22 protein-coding genes are annotated in these 24,001 nt (G+C 66.8%); 7 read left to right on the top strand and 15 right to left on the bottom strand.

Annotation, left to right across the window (positions count from 1 at the left end):
- Positions 1-10: 10 nt before the first annotated feature.
- The 4 genes from ABD893_RS13545 to ABD893_RS13530 form a co-directional block, all read right to left on the bottom strand.
- The gene (locus tag ABD893_RS13545; RefSeq protein ID WP_345081212.1) at positions 11-1,744 is read right to left on the bottom strand and encodes a DNA/RNA helicase domain-containing protein; all 1,734 of its coding nucleotides are present in this window, start codon (positions 1,742-1,744) and stop codon (positions 11-13) included.
- A complete protein-coding gene (locus tag ABD893_RS13540) occupies positions 1,731-2,012 on the bottom strand; it encodes a MazG-like family protein (protein ID WP_425548381.1) in 282 nt (93 codons plus the stop codon). Before ABD893_RS13540 ends, ABD893_RS13545 begins: the two co-directional genes overlap by 14 nt.
- A gap of 148 nt (positions 2,013-2,160) precedes the next feature.
- Entirely contained in the window at positions 2,161-3,759 is a 1,599-nt protein-coding gene (locus ABD893_RS13535) for an SNIPE associated domain-containing protein (RefSeq protein WP_345081206.1), read from the bottom strand.
- Positions 3,760-3,876: 117 nt separating this feature from the next.
- Positions 3,877-5,154 (bottom strand): exonuclease domain-containing protein, encoded by a 1,278-nt coding sequence (locus ABD893_RS13530; RefSeq protein WP_345081203.1) that lies wholly within the window; start codon positions 5,152-5,154, stop codon positions 3,877-3,879.
- Positions 5,155-5,347: 193 nt separating this feature from the next.
- On the opposite strand from ABD893_RS13530, the gene ABD893_RS13525 reads away from it, so the two are divergent.
- Both ABD893_RS13525 and ABD893_RS13520 read left to right on the top strand, forming a co-directional pair.
- Positions 5,348-6,340, top strand: coding sequence for a phospholipase D-like domain-containing protein (locus ABD893_RS13525; protein ID WP_345081200.1), 993 nt, complete (start codon positions 5,348-5,350; stop codon positions 6,338-6,340).
- Between the two features lie 344 nt (positions 6,341-6,684).
- Positions 6,685-7,869: a Fic family protein gene (locus tag ABD893_RS13520; RefSeq protein WP_345081198.1), complete on the top strand. Its 1,185-nt coding sequence runs from the start codon at positions 6,685-6,687 to the stop codon at positions 7,867-7,869.
- Between the two features lie 81 nt (positions 7,870-7,950).
- On the opposite strand, the gene ABD893_RS13515 is transcribed toward ABD893_RS13520, so the two are convergent.
- The 4 genes from ABD893_RS13515 to ABD893_RS13500 form a co-directional block, all read right to left on the bottom strand.
- The gene (locus ABD893_RS13515; RefSeq protein ID WP_345081195.1) at positions 7,951-8,694 is read right to left on the bottom strand and encodes a hypothetical protein; all 744 of its coding nucleotides are present in this window, start codon (positions 8,692-8,694) and stop codon (positions 7,951-7,953) included.
- Positions 8,695-8,770: 76 nt separating this feature from the next.
- Positions 8,771-8,875: a hypothetical protein gene (locus ABD893_RS13510; protein WP_345081192.1), complete on the bottom strand. Its 105-nt coding sequence runs from the start codon at positions 8,873-8,875 to the stop codon at positions 8,771-8,773.
- Positions 8,848-9,168, bottom strand: coding sequence for a multicopper oxidase domain-containing protein (locus tag ABD893_RS13505; RefSeq protein ID WP_345081189.1), 321 nt, complete (start codon positions 9,166-9,168; stop codon positions 8,848-8,850). The genes ABD893_RS13510 and ABD893_RS13505 overlap by 28 nt, the downstream gene beginning before the upstream one ends.
- A 194-nt stretch (positions 9,169-9,362) precedes the next feature.
- Entirely contained in the window at positions 9,363-10,334 is a 972-nt protein-coding gene (locus tag ABD893_RS13500; RefSeq protein ID WP_345081186.1) for a sugar-binding transcriptional regulator, read from the bottom strand.
- A gap of 87 nt (positions 10,335-10,421) precedes the next feature.
- Here ABD893_RS13500 and ABD893_RS13495 point away from each other — a divergent pair, with 87 nt between their 5' ends.
- The 4 genes from ABD893_RS13495 (at position 10,422) to ABD893_RS13480 (ending at position 14,658) form a co-directional block, all read left to right on the top strand.
- Positions 10,422-11,792: an ABC transporter substrate-binding protein gene (locus ABD893_RS13495; protein ID WP_345081183.1), complete on the top strand. Its 1,371-nt coding sequence runs from the start codon at positions 10,422-10,424 to the stop codon at positions 11,790-11,792.
- A 9-nt stretch (positions 11,793-11,801) separates the two neighbouring features.
- A complete protein-coding gene (locus ABD893_RS13490) occupies positions 11,802-12,659 on the top strand; it encodes a carbohydrate ABC transporter permease (RefSeq protein ID WP_345081181.1) in 858 nt (285 codons plus the stop codon).
- Positions 12,656-13,540: a carbohydrate ABC transporter permease gene (locus ABD893_RS13485; protein ID WP_345081178.1), complete on the top strand. Its 885-nt coding sequence runs from the start codon at positions 12,656-12,658 to the stop codon at positions 13,538-13,540. The genes ABD893_RS13490 and ABD893_RS13485 overlap by 4 nt, the downstream gene beginning before the upstream one ends.
- A gap of 65 nt (positions 13,541-13,605) precedes the next feature.
- Positions 13,606-14,658, top strand: coding sequence for an NAD(P)-dependent alcohol dehydrogenase (locus ABD893_RS13480; RefSeq protein WP_345081175.1), 1,053 nt, complete (start codon positions 13,606-13,608; stop codon positions 14,656-14,658).
- A gap of 61 nt (positions 14,659-14,719) precedes the next feature.
- Here the strand turns inward: ABD893_RS13480 and ABD893_RS13475 are convergent, their stop codons facing one another.
- The 7 genes from ABD893_RS13475 to ABD893_RS13445 all read right to left on the bottom strand — a co-directional run bounded on the left by ABD893_RS13475 (position 14,720) and on the right by ABD893_RS13445 (position 22,303).
- Positions 14,720-15,046 carry a nucleotide pyrophosphohydrolase gene (locus ABD893_RS13475; RefSeq protein WP_345081172.1) on the bottom strand — a complete coding sequence of 109 codons (327 nt, stop codon included), beginning with the start codon at positions 15,044-15,046 and terminating at the stop codon, positions 14,720-14,722.
- A 167-nt stretch (positions 15,047-15,213) separates the two neighbouring features.
- Entirely contained in the window at positions 15,214-16,149 is a 936-nt protein-coding gene (locus ABD893_RS13470) for a carbohydrate kinase family protein (protein ID WP_345081169.1), read from the bottom strand.
- Complete coding sequence (locus tag ABD893_RS13465) at positions 16,146-17,555, bottom strand: glycoside hydrolase family 32 protein (RefSeq protein ID WP_345081166.1); 1,410 nt, start codon at positions 17,553-17,555, stop codon at positions 16,146-16,148. Before ABD893_RS13465 ends, ABD893_RS13470 begins: the two co-directional genes overlap by 4 nt.
- A gap of 143 nt (positions 17,556-17,698) precedes the next feature.
- On the bottom strand, positions 17,699-19,285 hold the full coding sequence (locus ABD893_RS13460; RefSeq protein ID WP_345081163.1) for an extracellular solute-binding protein: 1,587 nt from the start codon (positions 19,283-19,285) through the stop codon (positions 17,699-17,701).
- 44 nt (positions 19,286-19,329) lie between these two features.
- On the bottom strand, positions 19,330-20,271 hold the full coding sequence (locus tag ABD893_RS13455) for a carbohydrate ABC transporter permease (protein WP_345081160.1): 942 nt from the start codon (positions 20,269-20,271) through the stop codon (positions 19,330-19,332).
- Entirely contained in the window at positions 20,271-21,290 is a 1,020-nt protein-coding gene (locus ABD893_RS13450) for an ABC transporter permease (RefSeq protein WP_345081157.1), read from the bottom strand. The genes ABD893_RS13455 and ABD893_RS13450 overlap by 1 nt, the downstream gene beginning before the upstream one ends.
- Entirely contained in the window at positions 21,290-22,303 is a 1,014-nt protein-coding gene (locus ABD893_RS13445; protein WP_345081155.1) for a LacI family DNA-binding transcriptional regulator, read from the bottom strand. The genes ABD893_RS13450 and ABD893_RS13445 overlap by 1 nt, the downstream gene beginning before the upstream one ends.
- Positions 22,304-22,509: 206 nt before the next feature.
- Between ABD893_RS13445 and ABD893_RS13440 the strand changes: the two genes are divergently transcribed.
- Positions 22,510-23,976 (top strand): FGGY family carbohydrate kinase, encoded by a 1,467-nt coding sequence (locus ABD893_RS13440; protein WP_345081152.1) that lies wholly within the window; start codon positions 22,510-22,512, stop codon positions 23,974-23,976.
- Positions 23,977-24,001 lie beyond the last annotated feature (25 nt).

Below are 24,001 nucleotides of genomic sequence, written 5' to 3'. Positions count from 1 at the left end.
GGAGCCCGACTCAAGCTAGATTCGTAGCCAGGATCGAGGCGATCCTCCGCCGTAACAGCGGATCCACTACATAGAGATACGTCCCCCGCATCCCCCGCGTGAGCAGCACCCGGTACACGTTCACGATGTACCGCAGCAGATCCTCATCAGAGGTGGTCTGCCCCCGCATGGTGTTGTTCGCCTTGCCCTTGGTGTCGAAGTAGTTCTCCTTGTCGGCGACGAGCATCCCGGTCTCCGGATCGATGCGCAGGTCCCCGCCGATGATGACGCCGGCGTAGTTGAGGTCGTAGCCCTGCACGGTGTGGATGGAGCCGACCTCTTCGAGGGACGTCTTCGAAGCGATCCAGTCGACATCGGAGACGTTCCAATCGAGGGCGACGCCGTCGAGCTCGATGTCGTGCAAACCGGACTTCTTCTTGCTGCGCCACTTCCATGCATAGCCGGCAACGAGCCGGGCCAACCCATGCTCCTCGTCGCGGTCGCGGATCCTCTGGTGCATCTTCCCGAGGTCGTCGAACAGCTCGAACTCGTACTCCTCGAGATCGGGGACGGTTTGCGGGGGAGTATCCGACAGGAGAGCGCGGGCGAAATCGAGGTACGCCTTGCCTCCCTTCACACGCATCTGCGTGTCGAGCGGATACAGGCGCTTGTGTGTGCGGGCTTCGTCGAGCACTCGCTCGAACACTTCGGGTTCGATGTCGATCGGTCGGACGCTCTGCGCGGTGTCCAGCAGCAGGATCGTGTGGCGCGTACGACGACGGATCCAGTCGAGCTGGTTGATCGCCAGATCGTCCTCGCCGAAGAGCCGAAGCGTGGTCTCCCTGTATCGCTTGGTGAGCGTCCCGTGAGCCTGGGCGCCGCGCTGGGTGAGCCGGTGTGCCTCGTCGACCACAATGACATCGAAGTCCTCTTCTGCGTCGGCGACCTCGTAGGGGGTGAGCACTTGTGCATCCCGGAGCGCCGGCACCTTCCGGAACACCCTGCTGATGGACTTCCGCAGTGATTTCTGTGGGATGACCAGGCCGATCCGGAGCCCGGTGAAGAGCTCGCGGTTCCCCTCGACGAAGAGGTCGGAGAACATCGAGTCGCCTTCGACCTCGTCGGTGGGGTCGAAGTCGGCGAGATCCCGCATGAGCTTCATGAGGTAGATGCCGACGATGGTCTTCCCGGTGCCGGGGTCCCCTTGGATCGCTGCAAGGGTGCGGACCTCTGGGTGGTGCAGGTCCTGGACGAGGCCCTCCATGATGTCGAGCACGGCGATGCCCTGCTCGGTGTTGAGTGCCTTGTAGGGGGAGAGCTTGAAGAGGTCGGAGTTCTCGATTTCGGGAATCGATCGCTCGAAGTATCCGCGCGAGCGGAGCTCCTCGAAGATCTCCTTGAAGGTGTCGTTGTATTCGCTGCGCTGGAAGTAGTCCTGGTTGGTGATGCCCTCGTTGCGGTTCAGGACCTCGTACTTCCCGTCGCCTCCGAGCAGGCGGATCAGGAGGGACTCGAGGTCCAGGCAGGCTGAGCCGTTGAATCGATCGTCGAAGACGATTCGGACCTCGCGCAGGTGCTCCTTCTGCTCGGACTTGAGGTGCTGGCGGATCCGTCGGTCCGCGCTCCCGGTTTCACCGACGTAGATGTCTCGGCCGTCCTCGAGGAGGTATACCACGGGCCAGTTCGAGAACCGGGGGAGCCGTGCCCGGGCCTCCTCTACGGACTCCGGCGAGAAGCGGAGCTCCTCGATCTCAAAGGCGGTCATATTTAGTGCTCCGACCCTTTGCCTTCTCGACGGGATACTTCGTGCCCGTGCGCTCGAGCTTGCTTCGGATGATCTGCTCGGGATCGAGATCGAGTTTGTCCGCGAGGAGCAGAGCGTAGGTCAGGACGTCAGCTAGCTCGCCGGCGACGTCGTCGAGGTCGGCATCGTCGCTCCACTGGTAGCACTCCAGCAGTTCCCCGGCCTCGATGTTGATCGATTTCGCGAGGTTCTCCGGGGAGTGGAACTGCTGCCAATCGCGCTCAGCCATAAACGCGCGGAGGGTCTCGAGCAAAGATTCGCTAGTCACGTCTGCAACCTAACATTCACGCGACCGGCTCGCCGTGCAGAGTCTCGTCGGAAGTGGGCGTTCTGCGGTGAGATACCGGCGCGACCAGCACGAAAATTGGCGACTTCCATCAGCGGATGCTTTCGCCGTCGAGCTGCGCAAGCATCGCCAAGCTTGTGCGGTAGTCCTCTGCCTCTGCATCTGTACGGAACTCGAGCACGGAGACCTGCCGTCTCTGCAGGCTGTCCAGCACCTCGGCCGGAGTGACACGGAAGAACTCCTTGCGGGGATTCACCTGGTTCAGCCTTCGTTCGGCGAAGTCCTTGTGCAACGACGCTTCGATGGTCACAGCGTCGTCGGAGAAGAACAGTGCGTGGACGTCGAAGGTGAAGGGGACGGAGGCATCGCCCAGTTCCCTGACTCTGTCCATCGGGTCGAGGCGTCGCGTCATCCCGATCTTCACGACTCCCTCCCCGAACGCGCCGATGTTGGAGATGACGTAGACGTAGCCGGCGCGGATGTTCGCAGCGCGGTAGTCGGCTTGGGCGATCTCCTCATCGATCTTGCTGAGCTGGGCTTCGAGCGCGTCGGCCCCAGCGTCGTCGCCCGCGGCGCGGAGACGTTTGATCGAGTTGAGGTAGTGGGTGCGCTCCTTCTCCAGCCGTTCTTTCTCCGCGCGCAGTTCCTGCTCGGCTTTGCGCTGCTCACGCAGCTCCTCGCGCCGTTCCCGTTCAAGAGCCTTCTCCGCAGCGACAGCCTCGTGATGACGTGCCGCGAGTTCGATTTCCTGGAGCCGAAGGTGGTGGTACTTACCGTCGACCGCGAGATCGATCATCGTCCCCTGCTTCTCGATCTGCTCCTTGGCACGGGAGAGTCTCTTGATCGCCGGAGCGAGGTTCCCTGTCTTCACCGTCTTGACCGCATTCTCAGCTTCCGCGTTATAGGCGCGGAGCATGATGCGACGCATCTGGTTGACGAACGTCTTCCCCTTCGCTTGCGAGTTGTTGAAGACGAAGTTCGACGTCGCGTGGATGGCTCTGTCGTACTTGTTGCTCTCCTTGATTTCGGCGCGCAGGCGCTCGAGGTTGCCGGCGAGCGTGGAGGAGGCCTCCGCGACGTGCTCATAGTCGAACAGTCCTCTCGCCTCGAGCTCCACACGGTCCCGGGCGACGATGATGTGCTGTTCGACGGAGGCAAGTTCTCCTTGTGCTCGAGCAACCTGCCGCTGGACTGCAGTTAGTTCGTCACCCACTGCGCGCGCTTCAGCAGCGGCACTCTCGCGTTGTGCGACTTCCTGTGCGCGAAGCGCGTCGATGCGAAGCGTGATCTCTGCCGACTCTAGGCCGCCGTACTCACGAGCTACCTCTACGAGAGCTCTCACGCGGGCGCGAAGCTCCCTAGTCTCGGACTGGAGTTCAGTAGCAATCTTCTTAGCCGAGAACATCGTGATCTTGGCGTCGGCGGCACCGGAAGCCTCAGCGGACGCTTCGGCTTCGAGCGTGGAATTGGTCTGCGATGCCGGCGATCCCTGCTCAGTGACAGTAGTCGTTTCGGGTCGGGCTTCGACATCGTGCTGCACGGTGGGGGAGGCAGGCAGTAACGGGTCGTCTCCGCGGATCCCCTGGTCGGTTACCGCATCACGCCAGCGCGTTCCATCCCACCAGCGCGACTCGTGACGCCCTGACGGGTCTGAGTACCACCCCGGGGCTACGGTCCCCTGCTCGCTCATCCTTCTTCTCCCTTTCGATTTTCATTAGAAAGCTTTCTGCCTGTGTGGCGACAATCCCCGGACGCGGCGTCGGCTGCCAGCTGCGCTCGGGCTGCGCGCGTCAGGTCCACCATCGCGTCAGGCTCCGACCATGCGAGCGAAGGCCTCTTCGGTGATGATCGGGATCCCGTAGGTTCGGGCCTTTGCTGCCTTGCCGGACTGTGAGTTCGGATCCGCAGCCACCACCAGCGCGGTCTTCTTGGTGATGGTGCCGGGGACGTAGCCGAGCTCCCGCGCGAGAGCCTCCCACGAGGCGCGATCACGGATCATCGCGCCGGTGAAGACGATTCGATCGCCAGGAGAGAGAGCAATCCCCGCAGTGCCCAGCCGCAGGGCCGCCACGTGCCCGTCGGGAACGCTGCCGTGCTCAGTCGTGCCGGACGCGGCGAGCGACCGCCTGCTGGTCGCGGTCTCGAGCGCGCGGTCCACGTCCACCTCCTGCAGGCCCAGCATCGCGGCGATCCGGTCTAAATCACCGCGTTCCTGGTTCGTGACCACGTTGTCCTTGAGCGCGATCTCCGCCAATGCCTCGAGATAGCGCGAATGAAGGTCCAGCACACCGCCACGAGTCAGACCAAGGTCGAAGGCGACTTCGACCAGCTCATCCTTTTCGTGCTCGGCGAGCACGCCGTCCAGCAGTGCGCGCTCGAGGGTCTCGAGGTAGGAGTCGATGCGGGAGTCCGCCGTGCGAGGCATCCGCGAGAGGATTCTGTCCAGCCAGCCGTTGGGCCGTGCGGAGCGCGCTGCGTCACGGGGCAGCACTCGCACTGAGTCGGAGGCGAAGAGGGAGGGCCAGATCTGCGCGGAGCTGAGCTCATGCTCTTCCTGCCAGGGGAGTGCACCGCTGCCCTCGACCAACGAGATGTAGTGCCCGAGCAGAAGGGCCGTGGCACGGGCGTCCGCCATCGCGGAGTGGGCATCCACGAGGTCGATGCCACTCGCTGAGCAACAGTCCGCCAGCTTGCGGGACGGAGCCTCGAGGAAGATGTTCGACCACTGCATCGTGCACAGTCCGGTGAGTGGCAGCAGGGTCGGGGCCACCCGCGCCCGCAGCAGCTCCGCCTCGAGGAAGCGTAGGTCGAACGGAGCGTTGTGGGCCACGATCGTGCGGCCCTGCACACTTTCGATCAGCGATGGAGCAAGCTCAGAGAAGCGGGGAGCGCCGGCCACGTCGGTCGCAGTGATCCCGTGGACATGCGAGTTCCCGATGTCCCGCCCGGGATTCACGAGTGAGGCCCACTCACGTTCGATCTCTCCAGATTCCGAGACCTCCACGACCCCGATCTCGAGGATTCGATGGTGCTTCGCCGGAGAGAATCCGGTGGTCTCGAGATCGATGACTGCATAGCCGGGCACGGCGCCTCCCTCTGCTCTGTTTCTCCTGGTCAGACTGATCCTGTCATCGACTTCAGACAGATGAAGGAGAAATCTGGTCTCGAGGAGATGACGATCCTGCGGAGGTGCGGGCTGACTGCTTCGAGCGGTTCAGTCCCCGATTTGGCCCCCTGTCGTTTCATCAGACTCCCGTTTGGGCCGCTAGCGTTGACCTATGTCTGCTCAGGGACCCCTCATCACCTCGGCCGCCAACTGGCTACGGGAAGCGCTCGTACAGGTCGACGGCGATGTCGTCCTCACGAGTCCATTTCTGTCATACGACGTGTGCCGCCAGGTGGCATCCGCCGCTGAAGGTTCGTCCCGGTCCTGGCGGCTGATGACAACACTGGACCCCAGCGCTGTCGCGAATGGATATCTCAGCGTCCAGGGTATGCGGGCACTCCACCAGGCAGGGGTCGAGATCCGCCACGTCGACCGGCTCCATGCCAAGTGCTTCGTAGTCGGAACCCGGGCAATGCTCGGGTCCGCCAACCTCACCGGCGCCGGACTGGGCAGCAGTGCCAGCCCGAACCGGGAGCTTGGGGTGGAGCTCGACCTGGAGCAGTTCCATGAGGCGCTGGAATCGATCACCGCGTGGCCCTCGCGAATTGTCAGCTCGGAAGACCTGGTCCAGCTCGAGAAGGACGCACAAGGCCTGACCAGCGCTTCCTCTCAGTCGCAGGCAGCGCCTCCCGACGCCCGTTCTGCTCTCCAATTGGCGGAGACACTTCTGGCGGATGCGCGGGACGACGATCGAACCCTGTGGCTGAAGCTTGAATACGGTGCACCCAAGCGTGATGGCTGGAGGGAACCGTCGTTCTTCGCCAGCCCGAAGAAGGGACGGCCTGGCTTTCGACCGGGTGACCTGGTGTTCATCTGCGCCAAGGAATCGAGTGACTGCTACGCAGTCATAGAGGTGACCTCGGAGCCCGAGTTCCAGCCCGAGGACTACGCCGCTGCCGTCGCCGTGGATCGCCCGGGCGACCTCGACCGGTGGCCCTGGGTAAACAGGACCGCACCGCGGTTGGTTCCCGATGATCTCCGAGAACTCAAGTTGCATGAACTTGGCGTCCAGGGCAGAGCTCTTCAGAATGGGCACGTTCGCTTGAGGTTCGACCAGTTCACTGCGGGCGTCCGAGCGTTGGCGCGACTGACCAGCAGGCCATGAGGGTCGACACTGTGAGGAGCGGTCATCGTGATGACCTCGTTCGAGAGTGCTGTGAGAGGCCTACTCGAGGGATCACACAGCGACCGCGTCCTCATCGGGACCACCGGCTCGTGGTCGGGACCTTCCTCGAGGACCGCCTGGTGTGCGCCGCGAATATGTATCCATGGCGGGGCACGCAGCTGGCCGACCTCGGGCTCCTCACTCTCCCCGAGATCCGGCTCCGCGGACTGGGCCGGGGGACGGTGAGGTCCATCTGTGCCGCCGCGCTGGAGCGGGGCCACCATCTCTCATCCAGGATCGGCTTCAGTTAACCTTAGGTCTATAAGGTTAACTGAGGAGGGGATATGGGTATCCACGGCACGTGGCTGGAAGGCCACCAGGCGCCCGACTACCGTGGCGCCACCGCCTCCGCCCGGCGAGGGGGCGACTTCTCCTACTTCAGGCCTGCGAAGCTCGCCGGTCAGGACATCGGCGCTCTCCTCGACCGAGAGGTCCGCGAGGAGGCGTTGGAGGCCTCGGGCCTCGTCACCGCCGCCTCGGCGCAGGTCGATGAGGCGACTCGAACAGGGATATACCCCCTCCTCCTCCGCTCGGAGTCCATCGCCTCCTCCTGGATCGAGCGGGTCGCCGCCTCGGGGCGCGATGTCTCCTATGCCCAGCTCGGGGACCAGCAGGATCACCTGCGCAATCACAACGCGCTGAGCGTGGCCCGCAACGTCCAGGCGACGCGCACCGCCATCGAGCAGCTCGCAGAGCGAGGCGTCTGGGGCGTCGACGACGTCGAGGAGATCCATCGGGCCCTCGGCGTGGTCGGAGCCGCCGAAGGGTTGCGAGCCGTCGACGTGTGGATCGGCGGGCGGGACAGGCTCCGAGCCGACTATGTCGCCCCGCCTCCGGGCCTGGTCCCCGCCCTCGTCGAGGATCTCCTGGACTGGCTGAACGGCTCGGGAGAGCATCCTCTGCTGCTCGCCGCCATCGCGCATCTGCAGTTCGAGTCCATCCACCCGTTCGAGGACGGCAACGGGCGCGCCGGCCGGGCGCTGGTCCATGCCGTTCTCGAGCGCGGGGGAGTGGTGCGTTCGGGCCTCCTCCCGGTCTCCACGGCGATCCGCGCCCGGGAAAGGGAGTACGTGCAGCGCCTCAGCGCCGTCCGTACCGATCAGCCGGAGGACGCCGTCGAGGCGCTGAACGCATGGGTGGCGTTCTTCGTGGCGATATCAGGCGAGGCGTGCGAGCGGATGGAGCGCACCCAGGATGCGGTCCGGCTGCTCGACGCGACCCTCGCTGAGAAGGCGGCCGGTCTGCGCGCCGACTCGTCTGCACGTCGCATCCTCCCGATCTTGCGGGAGCAGCCGGTCATCACCGCGAAGTTCGTCGCCGAGCGGCTCGACGTCTCCCGCGTCGCTGCGCACCGGGCGGTGGACACCCTGGTCGCGCGGGCAATCCTCGTGCCGGGCACGGGGAGATACCGGCGGTCGGAGGTCTTCCAGGCCGATGACGTGCTCCGGGTGATCGACGACGCGAGCTGACTCGCGCCGAGCACATCGCGATCAGACCTCGAGCCCGAGCGGCCCCTCAGCAGCTCCCCTTCGTGCCGGCCCTCCCGCGCCTCACCGCCCGGCGTACACCGCCGAGATCACAGCCGTCGACTCGGGCTCGCCCTTATCCATCGAGCGCTGCACCGTCCAGGTCTTGCCGCGTTCGAAGGTGTCGGCGATGTCCTCGGAGGTCAGCAGCTCGGAGCCGTCATCGCAGCGGTACCAGCTGAACATGCCGTCCCAGTGCTGGTCGTGGTCGTGGGAGATCGTCGTGCAGGTGACGTCGTCGGGCAGGTTCACCAGCAGCGGCATTGGGTCGCCCTCGCGGGAATCGACCTGCTGGGGTGCGGTGGGAGAGTCGAACTCGATCGCCGTCCTGCCGACGGGGTCGACGATGCACTGCACTGTCCCCTCCGCGAGCGCGCAGGCCTGCGCGCCGGCGGCCGTGGGCCCGCACACGAACAGGTCCTCCTGCTCGGAGTAGGGCGAGGCGTACCCGCCGCCCATCTCGCAGAGGTCCTCCTCGACCGCCTCGACGCTCCACGAGTCATCGATCCACATCGTCTCGAACGAGGTGGGGCTGACCTCGGGGCCGGACTCCTCCTCCGTCGGCTCCTCAGCGGTCGACGACTCCTCCGTCGGCTCGTCGGACGCCGCCTCCTCTTCGGTGGTCCCCTCCTCGGTCGGCTCCGCGGGAGTGGTCTCTTCCTGGGCGGTGGGAGTCGCCGGGGAGTCCTGGTCATCGGGGCCGCAGGCGGCGAGGCCGGCGGCGAGAGCGGGAACGGCGAGGAGGGCGAGCAGGCGGCGCGGCATCATGCGCTCATCATGCCTGAGCAGACGTCATCTCTCAGCCCTTCCCGCCGAGCCGGTCCCTGTCCCTGAGCCCGGCCCGTCAGTGCCCGTGCCCCGCCATCGCCGCGACCCCCACATGGTCCTCCTGACCGGGCTCGATGACCACGAACTGGCCCATCATCCCCTCGTCCTCGTGCAGCAGCATGTGGCAGTGGTAAGCATGTGGCAGTGGTACATGTACGGCACGGCCGGATCGGCATAGTCCGCGAAGCGCACCAGCAGGCGGTACCGGACCTTCGGCAGCAGGTAGATCGTGTCCTTCGGTCCCGCGAGCTCGGGCCGCGGGGGAGCGTCGTCCACGGTGAGGATCCGGAACTGGACGTCGTGGATGTGGAAGCTGTGCGCGGGCGAGGTCGATGCGCACCTGCTCGGGCTCGCGGGCACGCCCGCGCCCACGGCAACTTCTACGCCGCTGAGGACCGATGCCGAGGCCCGCATCGGTCCTCAGCGGCGTAGAAGTGACCACTTCGCTGAGCGTCGGTTCCCTGTGTGTCCTTCATCAGCTGGCAGCAGTAGTTGAGCACGTCCGCTCCATATCTACGTCACCTGTTTCATCCTCACTCTCGGCGCATGAGTGGCTCATTGCTGGTGGAGACGCAGCACAGTGCGTACCTCGTCGGCCGGCACCCTGATCACGCCACAGCCCCATCCCGCTCCAACGCATACCGCGCCGACTCCACATCGGTGATCACCACATCCGCGAGCCCCGACCGCAGCACGGCGAGCACCGCATCGTGCTTGCCGGCCCCGCCGCCGATGGCGACGCGCTGGGGGATGGCCTGCAGCTCGGCGCTCGAGATCCCGATCAGGCGGCCATCCAGAGCATTCACGTCGCGTCCGTCGGCGTCCAGCAGCGTCGAGCCGAGCTCGGCGACCACATCCTTCACGAGGTGCTCATCCCCGTAGTCGGAGACCTGTGTGGCGAGCAGGGAGGAGTCGGGCCAACCGCCGATGGTGAGGAATGCCTGGCTGATCCGGCGGAACCGCTGCAGTGTTCGTTGCAGGGAGGGGTGGGTGAGCATCGTGGAGGTGGTCTGTCGATCCGCGAGGAAGGGCGCATAGAGCGGGTAGGTCTCGCCGCTCGAAGCCCGGCCGAGGTTCAGCGCCGCCTCCACTCCGTCCTCCACCCGCGAGTTGCCCACGCCGGTCAGCTGGACCACGTCGGCCGTCGGAAGGGAGTCCACCAGGCGTGAGGCGCGCACCATCGTGCGGCCGGGGGTGGCGCCGATGATGTCGCCGTCCTTGACGTTGTCTCGGAGGAACTTCGCGGTGACTGCGGCGATCGCCCCGCGCACGTCGTCCTCCGTCGTTCCCGAGACGGCGACCGCCAGTGCGGAGCGGAGCGAGAACTGCGAGGCCAGCTGGGTGGAGAGCGTGATGTCCACCGGGTCTCCCAGCGTCGCCCGCACCTCCACCAGCTTCAGCTCGCGGGCGCGCTTGACCATGCGCGAGACGGTGAAGCGGGACAGGCCCACCTCCTCCGCGATCTCCAGGATGGGGCGTCCATGCCCGAGGTGCTGCACGGCGACGTAGGCGTGCAGGACCCGGCTCTGCAGATCCATCGAGGTGCTCATATGTGCACTCTTTCCATCGGGGGCGCTCATGTGGGTAGTCTCTCATGCGGAACGGAAGCGAGCCATCCACTGTCGGAGCGCTCCTCAGATTCATCAGCTGTCCAAGGGAGGACACGAATGCCCACCGGAAAACTCGCAGTCTCACGGCGCAGCGCCGTGGCTGTCGGTGTCGTCGCCATGACGGCGCTCGCCGCCGGCTGCAGCAACAACACGGAGATCCCTGCTCCGAAGACGGTCGACACCTTCGACTGGAAGAACTTCTCGGGGGAGTCGCTGAGCCTGCTCATGAGCGAGCACCCCGTCTCGATCGCGGTGCGGGAGCATCTGCCGGAGTTCGAGGAGCTCACCGGCATCTCCGTGAGCCTCGAGACCCTCAGCGAGACCGACTACATGGTCAAGCTCCTCACCGAGCTGCAGTCCGGCTCCGGCAGCTATGACGCCTTCATGTCCTCGCAGCCCATGAACTTCCAGTACGCGGGAGCGGGCTGGATCGAAGACCTCATGCCCTGGGTGGAGGACACCACCAAGACCGCTCCGGACTGGGACTTCGAGGACTTCTACCCCGCGCTCATCGAGTCCCTGCGCTGGGATCAGACGGAGTACAGCGGCGCCGGCGAGGGCGGGCTCTGGGCCATCCCCGCCAACGAGGAGGGCTATGCCCTCTTCTATCGCAAGGACATCCTCGAGGCCGCCGGCATCGCCGCCCCGGACACCATCGACGAGCTGATCCAGGCCGCCGGGCAGTTGCACGGCACCGTGGTGGACGGGATCGAGATCAACGGGTTCGTCAGCCGCGGCGACAAGACCTACCCCACCCTGAACCCCTTCAGCACCTTCTTCCTCGCCCACGGCGCCACCGACATCGACGGCGGCCAGGCGGCCGTGAACTCGCCCGAGTCCGTCGCCGCCGTCGAGCAGTGGGTCCAGCTGATGCAGTACGCGCCGGTCTCCGCCAGCACCTACACCTGGTACGAGGCGCAGCAGGACTTCATCTCCGGCAACGCCGCCTTCTACATCGACGCCGACCACATGGCACCGGACTTCGAGAAGAGCCCCATCGGCGGGAAGGTCGGCTACTCCCTGCCGCCCAGCGGCCCGAAGGGTCGCGGCTCGAGCATGTGGGTGTGGTCGCTGGGCATGAACGGCGCCTCCCGCAAGAAGGACGCCGCCTGGCAGTTCATCCAGTGGGCCACCTCCAAGGAGTTCCTCACCACCGCGATCGCGAACGGGAACATGAACCCCACCCGGATCTCCGTCGCCGAGAGCGAGGAGATGACCGCGGCCACCGCCGAATGGGGCAACTACAACGAGGTGTGGCAGGAGATCCTCGCCGAATACGCCCAGTGGGCCTACACCCCCTCGTCCCGCTTCCCGGAGATCGGCGACGCCTGGACCGTGCGGATCCAGTCCGCGGTGCTGGGCCAGCAGAGCCCGCAGGAGGCCATGGACGAGGCCGCCGAGAAGATCAACGCGATCATCGCGGATTGAGGAGCGACCATGAGACACAGCAAATCCCTGCCCTACCTCCTCGCGCTGCCGGGGATCGCGGTCCTCATCGCGATCATGTACCCCTTCCTCACCGGCGTGTGGTGGTCCTTCACCGACTACCGCCTCACCGAGGGCGGCCCCTCCTTCAACTTCGGCCAGAACTACCTGGAGCTGTTCACCACCGGTGACGGCCTCCACGCGATCCTGGTGACCCTGACCTACGCCGTCTGCGCCGTGGTCATCGAGGTGCTCATCGGCACCGGCCTCGCCTACCTGCTGAACATGGGCCCCTACGGCTCCTTCTTCCGCATCCTCATCGTGCTGCCGCTGCTGCTGCCGCCGGTGATCGCAGCGCTGATGTGGAAGGTGATGCTCACCGAGAACGGCGTGGCCAACTGGCTGCTCGAATCCACCATCGGCCAGGGCTTCCTCTGGTTCAACGGGCCGGATACCGCGCTCGCCACCGTGATCCTGGTGGACGTCTGGCTCTACACCCCGTTCGTGGTGCTGCTGATGCAGGCCGGACTGCGCAGCATCCCCACCGAGATCCGCGAGGCCGCCGGCGTCGACGGCGCCGGCCCCCTGCGCAACTTCTTCTCCATCACACTGCCGCTGGTGATGCCGGTGCTGGTGGTCGTGATCGCCTTCCGCGGCATCGACTCGCTGAAGATGTTCGACGTCATCTACACCACCACCAAGGGCGGCCCGGTCGACGCGACCACGAACCTGCACGTCCTGGCCTACCTCGAAGGCATCCGCAACATGAACTTCGGCGCGGCGATGGCGATCCTCGTCGTGCTGTGGCTGCTGTGCTACCTGATCTCGTACTTCCTGCTGAAGGCTCGACGCAAGGAGATGTCGGCATGACCCTCACGTCCCCGCGCACATCCACCCCTCCCACCAACTCCGGCAGCTTCCGCCGTCGCCGGCGCCGACGGATCGGGCACGCGCTCGCGATCACGGCGCTGACGGCCTGGTCGATCTTCGCGCTCGCCCCGATCGTGTGGATCTTCATGATGTCGCTGAAGACCCCCGCCCAGGTGGTCTCCAACCCACCGCTGTTCTTCTTCACGCCGACGCTGGAGAACTACGCATCCGTGCTCAGCGGCTCACAGTTCCTCGACCCGTTCGTGAACTCGATCATCGTCACCGCCGGCTCGCTGCTGCTCACCCTCGTGATCGGACTGCCCACGGCCTACGCCCTGGCGCGATTCTCCTTCCGCGGGCGGGAGAACATCGGCTTCGGCATCCTCTCCCTGCGCTTCGCCCCGGAGCTGCTGATCATCCTGCCGCTCTACCTCGTCTTCCAGCGCACAGGCCTGGCCGACAACTACCTCGGCCTGATCCTCGCCTACCAGATCGTCACCCTGCCGATGCTGGTGTGGATGCTGCGCTCCTTCATCGAGGACCTGCCCAGCGAGCTCGAGGAAGCCGTCGCGGTCGACGGCGGCACCCGCTGGACCGCCTTCCGCCACGTGCTGCTCCGCCTGATCGCCCCGGGCCTGGCAGCGAGCCTGATGCTCTCGTTCATCTGGGCCTGGAACAACTACATGATCCCGCTGGTGCTGGCCGGGAAGAACACCCAGACCATCACCACCGGACTCCAGCAGTACATCGGCTACCAGTCCATCGAATGGGGCCCGATGGCCGCCGCCACGATCGTCTCGATCATCCCCGGCATCCTGTTCGCCATCTTCTCCCTGCGCTGGATCGTGGGCGGGCTGACGGCAGGCACGGTCAAGGGATGAGCGCCCCCGCGACCACGCACCCGGACGACCACACATCCACACCTCACTCTGAAGGAGACCGCACGATGACGACCACCCCCGAGACGATGACCGCGAGCGTGCTCACAGAGGCGCTCGAGATCGAGCTGCGCCAGGTGCCCGTCCCGGCGCTCGGCCGGAACCAGGTGCTGGTGAAGGTCGAAGCCGTGGGCGTCTGCGGCTCCGACACCCACTTCTACGAGACCGGGAACATCGGCGACCTCGTGGTGAAGGGCCCGGTGATCCTCGGCCACGAATCCTCCGGCACCATCGTCGCCGTCGGCGCAGATGTTGCCGCGACCCGGATCGGTGCCCGCGTCGCGGTCGAACCGCAGACGGTCTGCCGCCGCTGCGAGTACTGCAAGCGCGGGTCCTACCACCTGTGCCGGGCCGTGGAGTTCTACGGAGCCTGGCCGGTGGACGGCTCCTTCTCCGACTACGAGATCATCGACGACGACTTCGCCCACGACATGCCCGAGCAGATGACCTTCGAGCAGGGCGCGATGGCAGAGCCGGTCTCCGTGGCCGTGCACGCCGTGCGGAATGCCAAGATCACCGAAGGCTCCAAGGTGCTGATCACCGGCGCCGGCCCGATCGGCGTGCTGAACGCGCAGGTGGCCCGGGCCTACGGCGCCTCAGAGGTTGTCATCTCCGATCCCGTCGAGAACCGCCGACGCTTCGCCGAGGCGCACGGCGTCACCCGCGCGATCGACCCGGCGCAGACGGACTTCTCGCAGTTCGAGGAGCACTTCGACTGCTACATCGACGCCTCCGGCAACGCCCGCGCGATCGACGCCGCGATCCCCACCATCCGGCCCGGCGGGATTGCCGTGCTGGTGGGCATGGGCGGGGAACGGCTCGAACTGCCGATCGCGCTCATGCAGCACCGGGAGATCACCCTCACCGGCACGTTCCGCTACGTCAACACCTGGCCCGCCGCGATCGCCCTGATCAGCTCCGGCACCGTCGACGTGGACTCGCTGATCACCGGCCGCTACGGCCTCGGCGACGTCGAGGAAGCGCTGCTGAAGGGCAAGACCGACCCGCTGGCGATAAAGACGATGGTGATCCCGGGGCTGGGTGCCGCAGCCGAGCGGTGAGTGGTTGAGGGGTGTGTGTGGAACAGGATCGGCCGGGCCGTGGGCGCGGCCCGGCTGGCGCCTACGGCCTCGTCCTCGAGCTGTCGCCGCGCACCGCGGTGGGGGAGTTCGCCGGATACTTCACCCGAGTCTTCTCCAGCTTGTCCAGCACGATCTGGTCGGGGTCCAGCTCCAGTCGTATCGCCAGCTGGTAGCAGTAGGTGAGCACGTCCGCGAGCTCGTCACGGACCTCCGCGAGATCCGCGTCCTCGCTCCACTGGTAGTGCTCGAGCAGCTCGGCGGCTTCGATGGAGATGGACTTCGCGAGGTTCGCGGGAGTGTGGAACTGCGCCCAGTCCCGTTCGGCGGAGAAGGCTCGGAGTGCGGTGAGGACAGCGGAGTCGACCATCTGGGGACCGTAACACCTGCCTCGGGTAGCAGTGTTGAGCATCTTTCGCGACGCAGACGCTGTTGATGCGGGCTCGTCATCATGACTCCTCGACTGATCAAAGGCGCCGGCCTTGGCCAGCGCCCTTGATCAGTGGACTCACGTCAAGAGGCCAGCCCTCCCCACGCTCACCCGGCGGTGAGCGACTCCCTCTCCATGCCCACACCCAGATCCGCCGGATACGGAGGCTGCGCCCCGTGCCGGCTCACCGTGATCGCGGCGCTGTGCAGTGCGGTCCTGGCCCAGCCTTCCGCGACCTCTTGGGAGAGGTCACCGGAGCGGACTGCCTGGTCGCCGTCCGCGGTGAGGATCGCGTAGAGCAGGCCCGACATGAAGGCGTCACCTGCCCCGATGGTGTCCGCCACGGTGACCGGCAACGCCGGTATCTCGGCGGTCCACCGGGCAGTGCTGAGCGTGCAGCCCTGGGCACCGCGGGTCACGATGAACAGGTGCACTCCGGAGGCGTGCATCAGGGCGGCGACGGCACTGAAGGGTTCCGCGGGGTACAGCCACTCGAGGTCCTCATCGCTCATCTTGACCAGATGCGAGAGGCCCGCGATGCGCTCGAATCGTCGGCGAGCCTCGTCCCGAGGCAGGCCGAGCGACGGGCGGACGTTCGGGTCGAAAGAGATCAGGGTGCCCGGGTGTGCAGCGGCGAGTGCTGATTCCACCGCGCCTGCTCCGGGCTCGACCACCGTCGCCAAGGAGCCGGTGTGGATGAGCCGGACGGGGTCGAGCGCGATCTGGCCGGGGTTCCAGTCGATATCGAAGCGGTAGGTCGCTGCGCCATCGGTCCCGATCCGGGCCTCGGCGGTCGACGTCCTGTCCGGAGTGACGCTGCCGGCGCGCAGCGTTACTCCGGCCTGCTCCAGATGCTCCCGCAGCGCGTCGCCGTGCGCGTCGGCACCGAGGCAGGTGAGCAGCTCGGTGGCGACTCCGAGCCGGGCCAGGCCCACCGCGACGTTGGCGGGGCTGCCCCCAGGCCGGGAGCGGACGGTGCCGTCCACCTCGCGGACGATGTCGGTCAGAGCCTCCCCGATGACGAGCGCGGCGGGCGTGCTCATGCAGCCGGCTCGGTGAACACGGCCAGGGTGCTGGCGCCCGGGAAGATCTGCGCAGAGATCATCGCGCGGCCGCCGTCCAGCTCCAGGTCGACGCAGGATCTGTCGATGACGAGGTCGAAGGAGATCTCGTCTCGGTCCGTCGCGGGGGCGTAGGGCAGGGTGCGGGTGTGTTCCGGGGCGAACGGCTCGCGATGGGCGTCGCTGCGATCCAAGGAGATGCGGCCTTCGGGATCGACGGCCAGGATCAGGTCACGGGCCTGCGGGCCGTCACCGAAGCGGAGGAAGAGCCGGTGCGCTGAGCGGGTGGAGAGCGTGCCGCGCAGCCTGATCGGCTCCTCCGCGTCGAGCTCGGCCAGCACGGCGGAGGAGGTCGGCAGCTCCAGGTCCAGGGTCCGGATCTCTGCGGGGACGATGAGGTGCTGGATCACCTCGAGCGTGCCGTCGGCCGCGGTGCCCAGCTGGAGCGTGCGGGGGAGGGTCATCGAGGAACGCCACGGGTCCGTTGGCGTGTGCTCGGCGTAGGCCCAGTTGTTCATCCAGCCCAGCAGCACGGGATCACCGTCGACGCCGGAGAAGGAGACGGCGGCATAGCAGTCCGGGCCGAGGTCCAGCGGCTGGGGAGCTGCCTCCGTCGTGAAGCGGCGACCGTCGAAGTGCCCGATCAGGGAGTAGGTTCCGGAGCCTCCGGCCGGGCCGCCGGGGTTGGTGCTGACCACGAGGACCCACGAGTCCTCGCCCCCGCCGGGGGTCGGCACGCGCAGTAGGTCGGGGCATTCCCAGATGCCGCCGTCGAGGCCGGGGTGGGTGAACACCGAGGCGGGCTCCCACGCCAGCAGATCTTGGGACACATGGAAGTGGACGCTGTGGTCGAGAGCTTCGACGGTGACCATCACCCAGCGGCTGCTCTCCTGGTGGAAGAACACCTTGGGGTCGCGGAAGTTCTCCGAGTCGCGGGTGAGAACGGGGTTCTGGGCATAGTAGGTCCAGGTCGCGCCGCCGTCCTCGGAGAAGGCGATCGACTGGGCCTGGATGCCCGGCGTCGTGGGATGAGCGGGCGTGTACGCGCTCGTGTAGAACGCGACGAGCGGGCCCTTACCGTCCGTGGCGCCGAGGCCGGAGGTGTTCTTCGCGTCGTGGACGACGCTCCCGGAGAAGATCAGCTCCGTCTCGGAGAAGGGCAGCGCCACCGGCAGGTTGGTCCAGGTCGCCAGGTCCTCTGACACGGCGTGGCCCCAGGACATATTCCCCCAGGTGCTGCCTTCAGGGTTGTTCTGGAAGAACGCATGCCAGACCCCGTCATGCCGGATCAGGCCATTGGGGTCGTTCATCCAGGTGGCATCGGCAGTCAGGTGATACCTGGGTCGGTGCACGTCAGCGGGAGCGATGGGGGAAGACGTTGAATTCATGATCTCTCTCGATACTCAGGAGGGGTCGGGGGCGGCAACTCGCCGCGGGCAAGGCAGGGCTGGGTGCAGGGTGCAGGGCGCTGGAGGCAGGGGCCTGGGGCCGGCCGCCGAGTCTCAGACACTCGGCGGCGGGCGCTGGGTGGTCAGGCGTTCGCGGAGAAGCGGTCGTAGGCGGTCTGGTAGACCTCGACGACCTCGGGGAGGCCGATCGTGTCCAGCTGGGCGACGTACCCGTCCCACTCCTCCTCGATACCGCCCTTGACGACCCAGGTCGCAATCTTCTCGGTGACCAGAGTCGAGATATCGGCTTCGATGGTGCTGATCCGGTCCAGCTCCTCGACCGAGAGCATGACCGGCGGGTACTTCTCGTTGGCGCGATGGGGCTCGAAGAACTCCGCGATCTGGGCCTGTCGCTCAGCGGCGCGGGGCTCGGCCAGCACGACCGTCTCGAAGTCCTTCGCGGTGATGATCTTCGGGCCACCGGGGGCGCACTTCACCCGACGCTCCTGCTCGGTCTCGCCCTCGCCCACGGGGATCTGCTCGAGCAGGCCGTCCGCGTTGACCTGCTGCGAGACCCCGATCGGTCCCCAGTTCGCCTGCGCGCTCATGACCGGGTCGAAGAGCATGTCCGCCCAGCGCAGCGTCGCCGCGGCGTACTGGTTGGTGCGGCTGATCGCGAAGGCGCCGCGGTTGATCTCCTGGTTGTTGGCGACGCAGGCGCGCTGGACGCCGTCGGGGCCGGGGAAGATCGGCACGATCTCGTACTGCCCGGCCCGCTCGGGCCCGACCACCTCGGGGCCCTCCCAGAAGTAGAACGAGCCCAGGGTCTGCGGATCCGCCTTGCCCTTGGAGACGAACTTGACGTAGTCCTGGGAGAAGGACTCCTGGTCGATCAGCCCTTCGCCGTACCAGGTGTGCAGCTCGGCGATCGCGTCGCGGAAGCCGTCCTTGTTCGCGGTGTAGATGACCTTCCCGTCCTCCACGATTCGGTGGTCCGCGTTGTCGGGCTGCCCACCGATCGCAGCGATCAGGTCGGCGATGGCACCGGTGTCGAGGAAGGACAGCGGGAGCGTGCCGGCCGGCCCGTTCTCCTTGAAGGCGAGGAGCACCTGGTGGTACTCCTCAACGGTCGTAGGCATCTCCAGTCCGAACTCCTCGAGCCAGTCGGTGTTGAGGAAGAGCATGCTGGGGAACTCGACCAGCCCCATCTCCTCGACCGACGGCAGGGTGTAGATGTGCCCGTCCGAGGCGGTGATGGCGGCTTTGATGTCCGGACGCTCTGCCAGGATCCCGGCCAGGGTGGGAGCGTTCTCCTCGATCAGATCCTCGAGGGCGATCAGGGTGCCGTTGGCGCCGTACTTGGCGACCTCGGCATCGGAGAGTCCGGTGTTGAACAGGGCGTCAGGGAGCTCGCCGCTGGCCAGCAGCAGGTTCTTCTTCTCCCCCCACACCTCGTCGGGCTCGTTGTTCCAGGTGATCTCGATGCCGGAATCGGCCTTCCAGGTCTTGACCAGCTCCATCGCCTCGTAGTCCGGTGCCAGCGGCGACTTCGCACCGCCGAAGGTGAGGGTCAGCTCGTCGGTCACGACCGGCAGCCCCGAGTCGGTCAGGCCGACCTCGGTGGAGAGGTCCTCGATGGTGCGCTCCGAGGGACGGGAACAGGCGGAGATGCCCAGCATCGTGACGCCGAGGGCAGTGGCGGAGAGGGTGAATCGACGGCGAGAAAGCATGGCGGTACTCCTTCGTAACGGTGATGCAGTGGGATGGCGAGAGGTCAGCTCTTCAGGGCGCCGAGGGTGGCGCCCTTGATGAAGTGGCGCTGGAGGAAGGGGAAGGCGATGAGGAGGGGGATGGTGGAGACGACAATCATCGAGTACTTGAGCAGCTCGCCCATCTTCTGCGCGGCGGCGGTGCTGTCCATCGAGGCCATGTCCATCCCGGAGGCGGAGGCCTGGGATTGGATGAGCACATTGCGCAGGATGAGCTGCAGCGGGTACTTCGATTCGTCGTTCAGATAGATCATCGCGTCGAAGAACGCATTCCAGTTCGCGACGAGATGGATCATCACCATCAGGACGATGAGCGGTTTGGACAGCGGGATCGCGATCCCGAAGAAGAAGCGGAAGTCGGAGGCGCCGTCGAGCTGCGCGGCCTCCCGCAGCTCGGGGGAGAGGTTCTGCTGGAGGAACGTGCGGGCGATGATCAGGTTCCAGACCCCGACGGCTCCCGGCAGCACCACGGCCCACATGGTGTTGAGCATGCCCAGCTCCTTGACCACGAGGTAGCGGGCGATCATGCCGCCGTCGAAGAACATCGTGATGACGAACAGGATCATGAACAGGTTGCGTCCGGGCATGTCCTTCCTGCTCAGCGCGTAGGCGCCGGTGAGGATCATGGTCACGCTGAGCGCGGTGCCCACCACGGTGTAGAGCACGGAGTTCGCGAACCCGCGCACGATGGTCGAGGTGCCGAAGATGGTCAGGTAGCCGTCGAAGGTGATGCCCCGGGGGAAGAGGATGACCTTGCCCTGCTGGACGAGGTTCGGATCGGAGATCGAGGCGATCACGATGAAGTAGAGCGGGTAGACGATCAGGACGATCGCCACGGCGATCAGGCCGTAGGTGACGAGGCCGAACAGGGGATCGGCCATGCGGCGGTGGAAGGGTTCCCGGCGGAGGGAGTTCTTCGTGGGGGACAGGGTGCTCGACATGTTCATCACCACAGGCTCGATTGGTTGGCCTTCTTCGCGACCCAGTTGAAGGTCAGCAGAAGAAGAAGGTTGAGGACGGAGTTGAAGAGCCCGATAGCTGCGGAATAGCTGAACTGGGCGTTCTGCAGACCGGTCTTGTACACGTAGGTGTTGATGACCTCGGAGGTGGGGAGGTTGAGATCCGTCTGCATGAGATAGACCTTCTCGAACCCGAGGTTGAAGATGTTCCCCACCGCGAGGATGAACAGGATCGTGATCACCGGCAGGATGCCGGGGACATCGATGTGCCGGATCCGCTGAAAGCGGTTCGCCCCGTCCATCCGGGCGGCCTCGTGCAGCGACGGATCGATGGCCGTCAGCGCCGCGAGGTAGATGATCATCGAGAAGCCGGCGTTCTGCCAGATGTCGGACCCGATGTAGAGGGGACGGAACCATTCGGGAGATCCCATGAAGAAGATCGGGTCGCCGCCCAGCAGCGAGATCCCGTGGTTGACCATGCCGGAGCTGGGGGAGAACAGCAGGTGGATCATGCCCACGATCACCACCACCGAGATGAACGACGGGGCGTAGAGGATCGTCTGCGTCATCCGCTTGAACCGCTCGCTGGGCAGCTGGTTCACGATGAGCGCGAGGATGATGGGGACGGGGAACGCCACCAGCAGCCCGACGGTGTTGATCGTCAGGGTGTTCGCGACCAGCCGCTCGAACTGGAACGAGGTCACGAAGGCGACGAAGTGATCCAGCCCCACCCAGGGGCTCCAGAAGAAGCCGTCGACGGGGTTGTAGTCGCGGAAGGCGATCTGGGCCCCGTACATCGGCCAGTACTTGAACACGACGAGATAGATCAGAGCCGGCGCGAGTAATACGTATAACTGCCAGGCATGAAAAATGCGGGGGAGCAGGCGCCGTTTTGCGCGCAGAGCAGGGGGCGTGGTCCCCGATGCTGCGGTTGCGGTGCTGTGAGCGACAGCAACGGCGACCGGGGCTGCGGTTCCGGCGTCGGTGGCGGGGGGCGAATGCGACATCATCGTCCTTTCGGCGGGGCAACGGACTTGCGGTGGATGACGGGGCAGTGGACCAGATGGACCTCTGCCGGAGCGTCGGGGTCGAGGATGAGGGCGGCCGCACGGTCGCCCATCTCGGCGAAGGGCAGGCGCACGGTGGTCAGCGGCGGATGGAAGAAGTCACGCAGCAGATCCTGGTCGTCGAAGCCCACGATCGAGACGTCCTCGGGAACTCGGAGGTGGAGCTCGGCGAGGGCCTGGTAGGCGCCCAGGGCGCTGCGATCGTTGCCGCAGAAGATCGCAGTCGGGGGAGAGGTGAGGCTCATCAGGTGCAGGACGGCCTCGAACCCTGAACGCTGGATGCCTTCGCCCATGTAATAGAGCTCCGGGTCGGGTTCGATGTCCGCCTCGGCCAGCGCGCGCGTGTACCCCTCGTAGCGGCCTCGAGCTGCGGGGAGAGCGTCGTGGATGTTGATCATCGCTATGCGGGTGTGCCCGGCGTCGAGCAGCACCTTGGTCGCCTCGTAGCCGCCAGTGACCTCGTCCGGGGTGACGCTCGGGGCCCGGCCCGAGAGGTCTCGGGCGTTCAGGCAGACCACCCGTGTGGTGGCGGCCGCTGCTGGAATCTCGACCTCTCGGTGGTACATGGCGGTGTAGATGATCCCGCGGACCCGGTGCGAGAGCATCGTCTCGACGGCCGCGCGCTCGAGAGCGTCGTCGCCACCGGTGTCGATGGTCATCAGCATGTGGCGGTCCTGCCAGGCGCGGTCCTGAGCGCCCTTGATCAGCATGCCCGAGAAGGGGGCGGTGGCGACCTCGTCGCCCACCAGCCCGATGATCTCGGCGACCCCGGTCTTCAGGCTCTTCGCCTGGAGATTGGGGCGATAGTCGAGCTCCGAGGCGGCGTCCCGCACGCGCTGGGCGGTGGTCTCCGACGCGCGCCCCGAGTACGACCCGCTGAGCACGATGGACACCACGGCCTGGGAGACGCCAGCAACGGCGGCGACGTCGTGCATGGTCGGGCGCTGCGCCATGATTCTCCCCTCCGACCCCCGTTGGTCGTCGCCGTGGACCCCTGTGATCCGCGCTGACGTTATTCGTATGACGGAGAGAATGAACCACGCCGATACTGCCTGTCAAGGGGTGCGCGGAAATTGGTCTCGGGGCAGGCTGGTGAGGCAACGCTCGCGCTGTACGAGATCCACATCTACGAGGCGACCACCCCGCCTACCCTGATCCCATGCCCGCCCTCCTCGCTCTCGACCTCGGCACCACCTCGGCGAAAGCCGCACTGATCGACGTCGAGGGGAGCACGATCGCCTCCGCGAGCGCCGGCTATCCCACCCACCACACCCCGGACGGCGGCACCGAGCAGGACCCCGCCGACTGGGTGCGTGCCGCCCACGCCGCCATCGCGCGCACGCTCCCGCCCGGCGCGGACGTGACGGCGCTGTGCCTCACCGGCCAGATGCAGGACCTCGTCCTCGAGGGCGAGCACGGTGCGGCCCGCCCGGCCGTGCTCTACACCGATCTGCGCGCTGCCGCCGAGGCCGACGAGATCCGCGCCGCTCTCGCCGCGACCGGCGAGGACTGGGATGCGCTGACCGGGAACCTGCAGGACGCCAGCAGCTGCGGGGCGATGTTCCGACGCCTGGCCCGCACCAGCCCGGATATCGCAGCCCGCACCCGCGGCCTCACCTTCGGCCCCGCCGGCCATCTCGCCCACGCGCTCGGCGCCGGGCTGCACTGCGACCTCACCACCGCCGCGGCCACCGGACTGCTCGATGCCCGCACCAGCGACTGGTCACCCGCGGTCGCTCGCGCTGCCGAGATCGACGAGGCGCTCCTGCCGCACCTGACCTCCGAGCTCGGCGAGATCGTGGGCCACACCGGCGCGAGCGCCGCCGAGCTGATCGGCCTGCCCGCCGGGATCCCGATCGTGCTGGCACCGGGAGACGCCGGCGCCGCCGCGCTCGGGATCACCGGCGTCGAGACCGGCCAGGACCATGCCTCGCTCGGCACCAGCGGCTGGATCGCCAGCATCCGCCTCGCTCAGCAGGTGGCGACGGTCGACGGCGCCTCGCACCGCCTCGCGCTCGGGGGGAATGCCGCGCTGCATATCTCCGCGATCCTCGCCGCGGGAGCGGCCGCCGCCTGGGCACGGGACGCGTATCTCAGCGGAGAATCCGCCCGGAGCGCCGACGCCCGCCTGGTCCAGCGCGCACAGACGCACGGACGGGCCCCGACGGGGCTGCTGGTCCTGCCCTCACTCGGCGGCGAACGGTTCCCTGTCCGCGACGAGTCACTGCGCGGCGCCGTGCTCGGCATCCATGCCTCCACCACCCCGGCAGACCTCTACGCCGGCACCCTCGAAGGCGTCGCCCTCGCCCTCTCCCATGCGCTCGACCCGGCCGACGCAGGGCGGGTGCTGCCCGTCGTCGGCGGGGGAGCGGCCTCCGCCCCCTGGCGGCGCATCCTCGCCGACGTCACCGGCCGCCCCGTGCTCCGGGCCGACGGCACCGACGCGACCCTGCTCGGCGCCGCGCTCGCCGGCGCGCAGGCACTCGACCTGGACCACCGCATCGCCCCGCTCGCCGCGCAGGGCGGGGAGGTCACCGAGCCGGACCCGTCGGCCGCCGGAGTCTTCACCGAGCTGCGCCCGGCGCACCGGCGGCTCTACGACGCGGCCGCGGACCTGGCCGGCTGACTCGTCGGCTCCTGCGGTCGTCGGC

Origin of the sequence: Brachybacterium paraconglomeratum (assembly GCF_039541415.1) — a bacterium.
Classification (GTDB): Bacteria; Actinomycetota; Actinomycetes; order Actinomycetales; family Dermabacteraceae; genus Brachybacterium; species Brachybacterium paraconglomeratum_A.
Note: the sequence above shows the minus strand (reverse complement) of the source record. Positions and strands in the feature narration are given on the sequence as shown.

What these genes read in the sequence shown, in the direction of transcription:
- ABD893_RS13545 (WP_345081212.1), bottom strand. Translation starts at nt 1,744, where the DNA reads ATGACCGCCTTTGAGATCGAGGAGCTCCGCTTCTCGCCGGAGTCCGTA.
- ABD893_RS13540 (WP_425548381.1), bottom strand. Translation starts at nt 2,012, where the DNA reads ATGGCTGAGCGCGATTGGCAGCAGTTCCACTCCCCGGAGAACCTCGCG.
- ABD893_RS13535 (WP_345081206.1), bottom strand. Translation starts at nt 3,759, where the DNA reads ATGAGCGAGCAGGGGACCGTAGCCCCGGGGTGGTACTCAGACCCGTCA.
- ABD893_RS13525 (WP_345081200.1), top strand. Translation starts at nt 5,348, where the DNA reads ATGTCTGCTCAGGGACCCCTCATCACCTCGGCCGCCAACTGGCTACGG.
- ABD893_RS13520 (WP_345081198.1), top strand. Translation starts at nt 6,685, where the DNA reads ATGGGTATCCACGGCACGTGGCTGGAAGGCCACCAGGCGCCCGACTAC.
- ABD893_RS13515 (WP_345081195.1), bottom strand. Translation starts at nt 8,694, where the DNA reads ATGATGCCGCGCCGCCTGCTCGCCCTCCTCGCCGTTCCCGCTCTCGCC.
- ABD893_RS13510 (WP_345081192.1), bottom strand. Translation starts at nt 8,875, where the DNA reads ATGCTGCTGCACGAGGACGAGGGGATGATGGGCCAGTTCGTGGTCATC.
- ABD893_RS13505 (WP_345081189.1), bottom strand. Translation starts at nt 9,168, where the DNA reads ATGCGGGCCTCGGCATCGGTCCTCAGCGGCGTAGAAGTTGCCGTGGGC.
- ABD893_RS13500 (WP_345081186.1), bottom strand. Translation starts at nt 10,334, where the DNA reads ATGAGCGCCCCCGATGGAAAGAGTGCACATATGAGCACCTCGATGGAT.
- ABD893_RS13495 (WP_345081183.1), top strand. Translation starts at nt 10,422, where the DNA reads ATGCCCACCGGAAAACTCGCAGTCTCACGGCGCAGCGCCGTGGCTGTC.
- ABD893_RS13490 (WP_345081181.1), top strand. Translation starts at nt 11,802, where the DNA reads ATGAGACACAGCAAATCCCTGCCCTACCTCCTCGCGCTGCCGGGGATC.
- ABD893_RS13485 (WP_345081178.1), top strand. Translation starts at nt 12,656, where the DNA reads ATGACCCTCACGTCCCCGCGCACATCCACCCCTCCCACCAACTCCGGC.
- ABD893_RS13480 (WP_345081175.1), top strand. Translation starts at nt 13,606, where the DNA reads ATGACGACCACCCCCGAGACGATGACCGCGAGCGTGCTCACAGAGGCG.
- ABD893_RS13475 (WP_345081172.1), bottom strand. Translation starts at nt 15,046, where the DNA reads ATGGTCGACTCCGCTGTCCTCACCGCACTCCGAGCCTTCTCCGCCGAA.
- ABD893_RS13470 (WP_345081169.1), bottom strand. Translation starts at nt 16,149, where the DNA reads ATGAGCACGCCCGCCGCGCTCGTCATCGGGGAGGCTCTGACCGACATC.
- ABD893_RS13465 (WP_345081166.1), bottom strand. Translation starts at nt 17,555, where the DNA reads ATGAATTCAACGTCTTCCCCCATCGCTCCCGCTGACGTGCACCGACCC.
- ABD893_RS13460 (WP_345081163.1), bottom strand. Translation starts at nt 19,285, where the DNA reads ATGCTTTCTCGCCGTCGATTCACCCTCTCCGCCACTGCCCTCGGCGTC.
- ABD893_RS13455 (WP_345081160.1), bottom strand. Translation starts at nt 20,271, where the DNA reads ATGAACATGTCGAGCACCCTGTCCCCCACGAAGAACTCCCTCCGCCGG.
- ABD893_RS13450 (WP_345081157.1), bottom strand. Translation starts at nt 21,290, where the DNA reads ATGTCGCATTCGCCCCCCGCCACCGACGCCGGAACCGCAGCCCCGGTC.
- ABD893_RS13445 (WP_345081155.1), bottom strand. Translation starts at nt 22,303, where the DNA reads ATGGCGCAGCGCCCGACCATGCACGACGTCGCCGCCGTTGCTGGCGTC.
- ABD893_RS13440 (WP_345081152.1), top strand. Translation starts at nt 22,510, where the DNA reads ATGCCCGCCCTCCTCGCTCTCGACCTCGGCACCACCTCGGCGAAAGCC.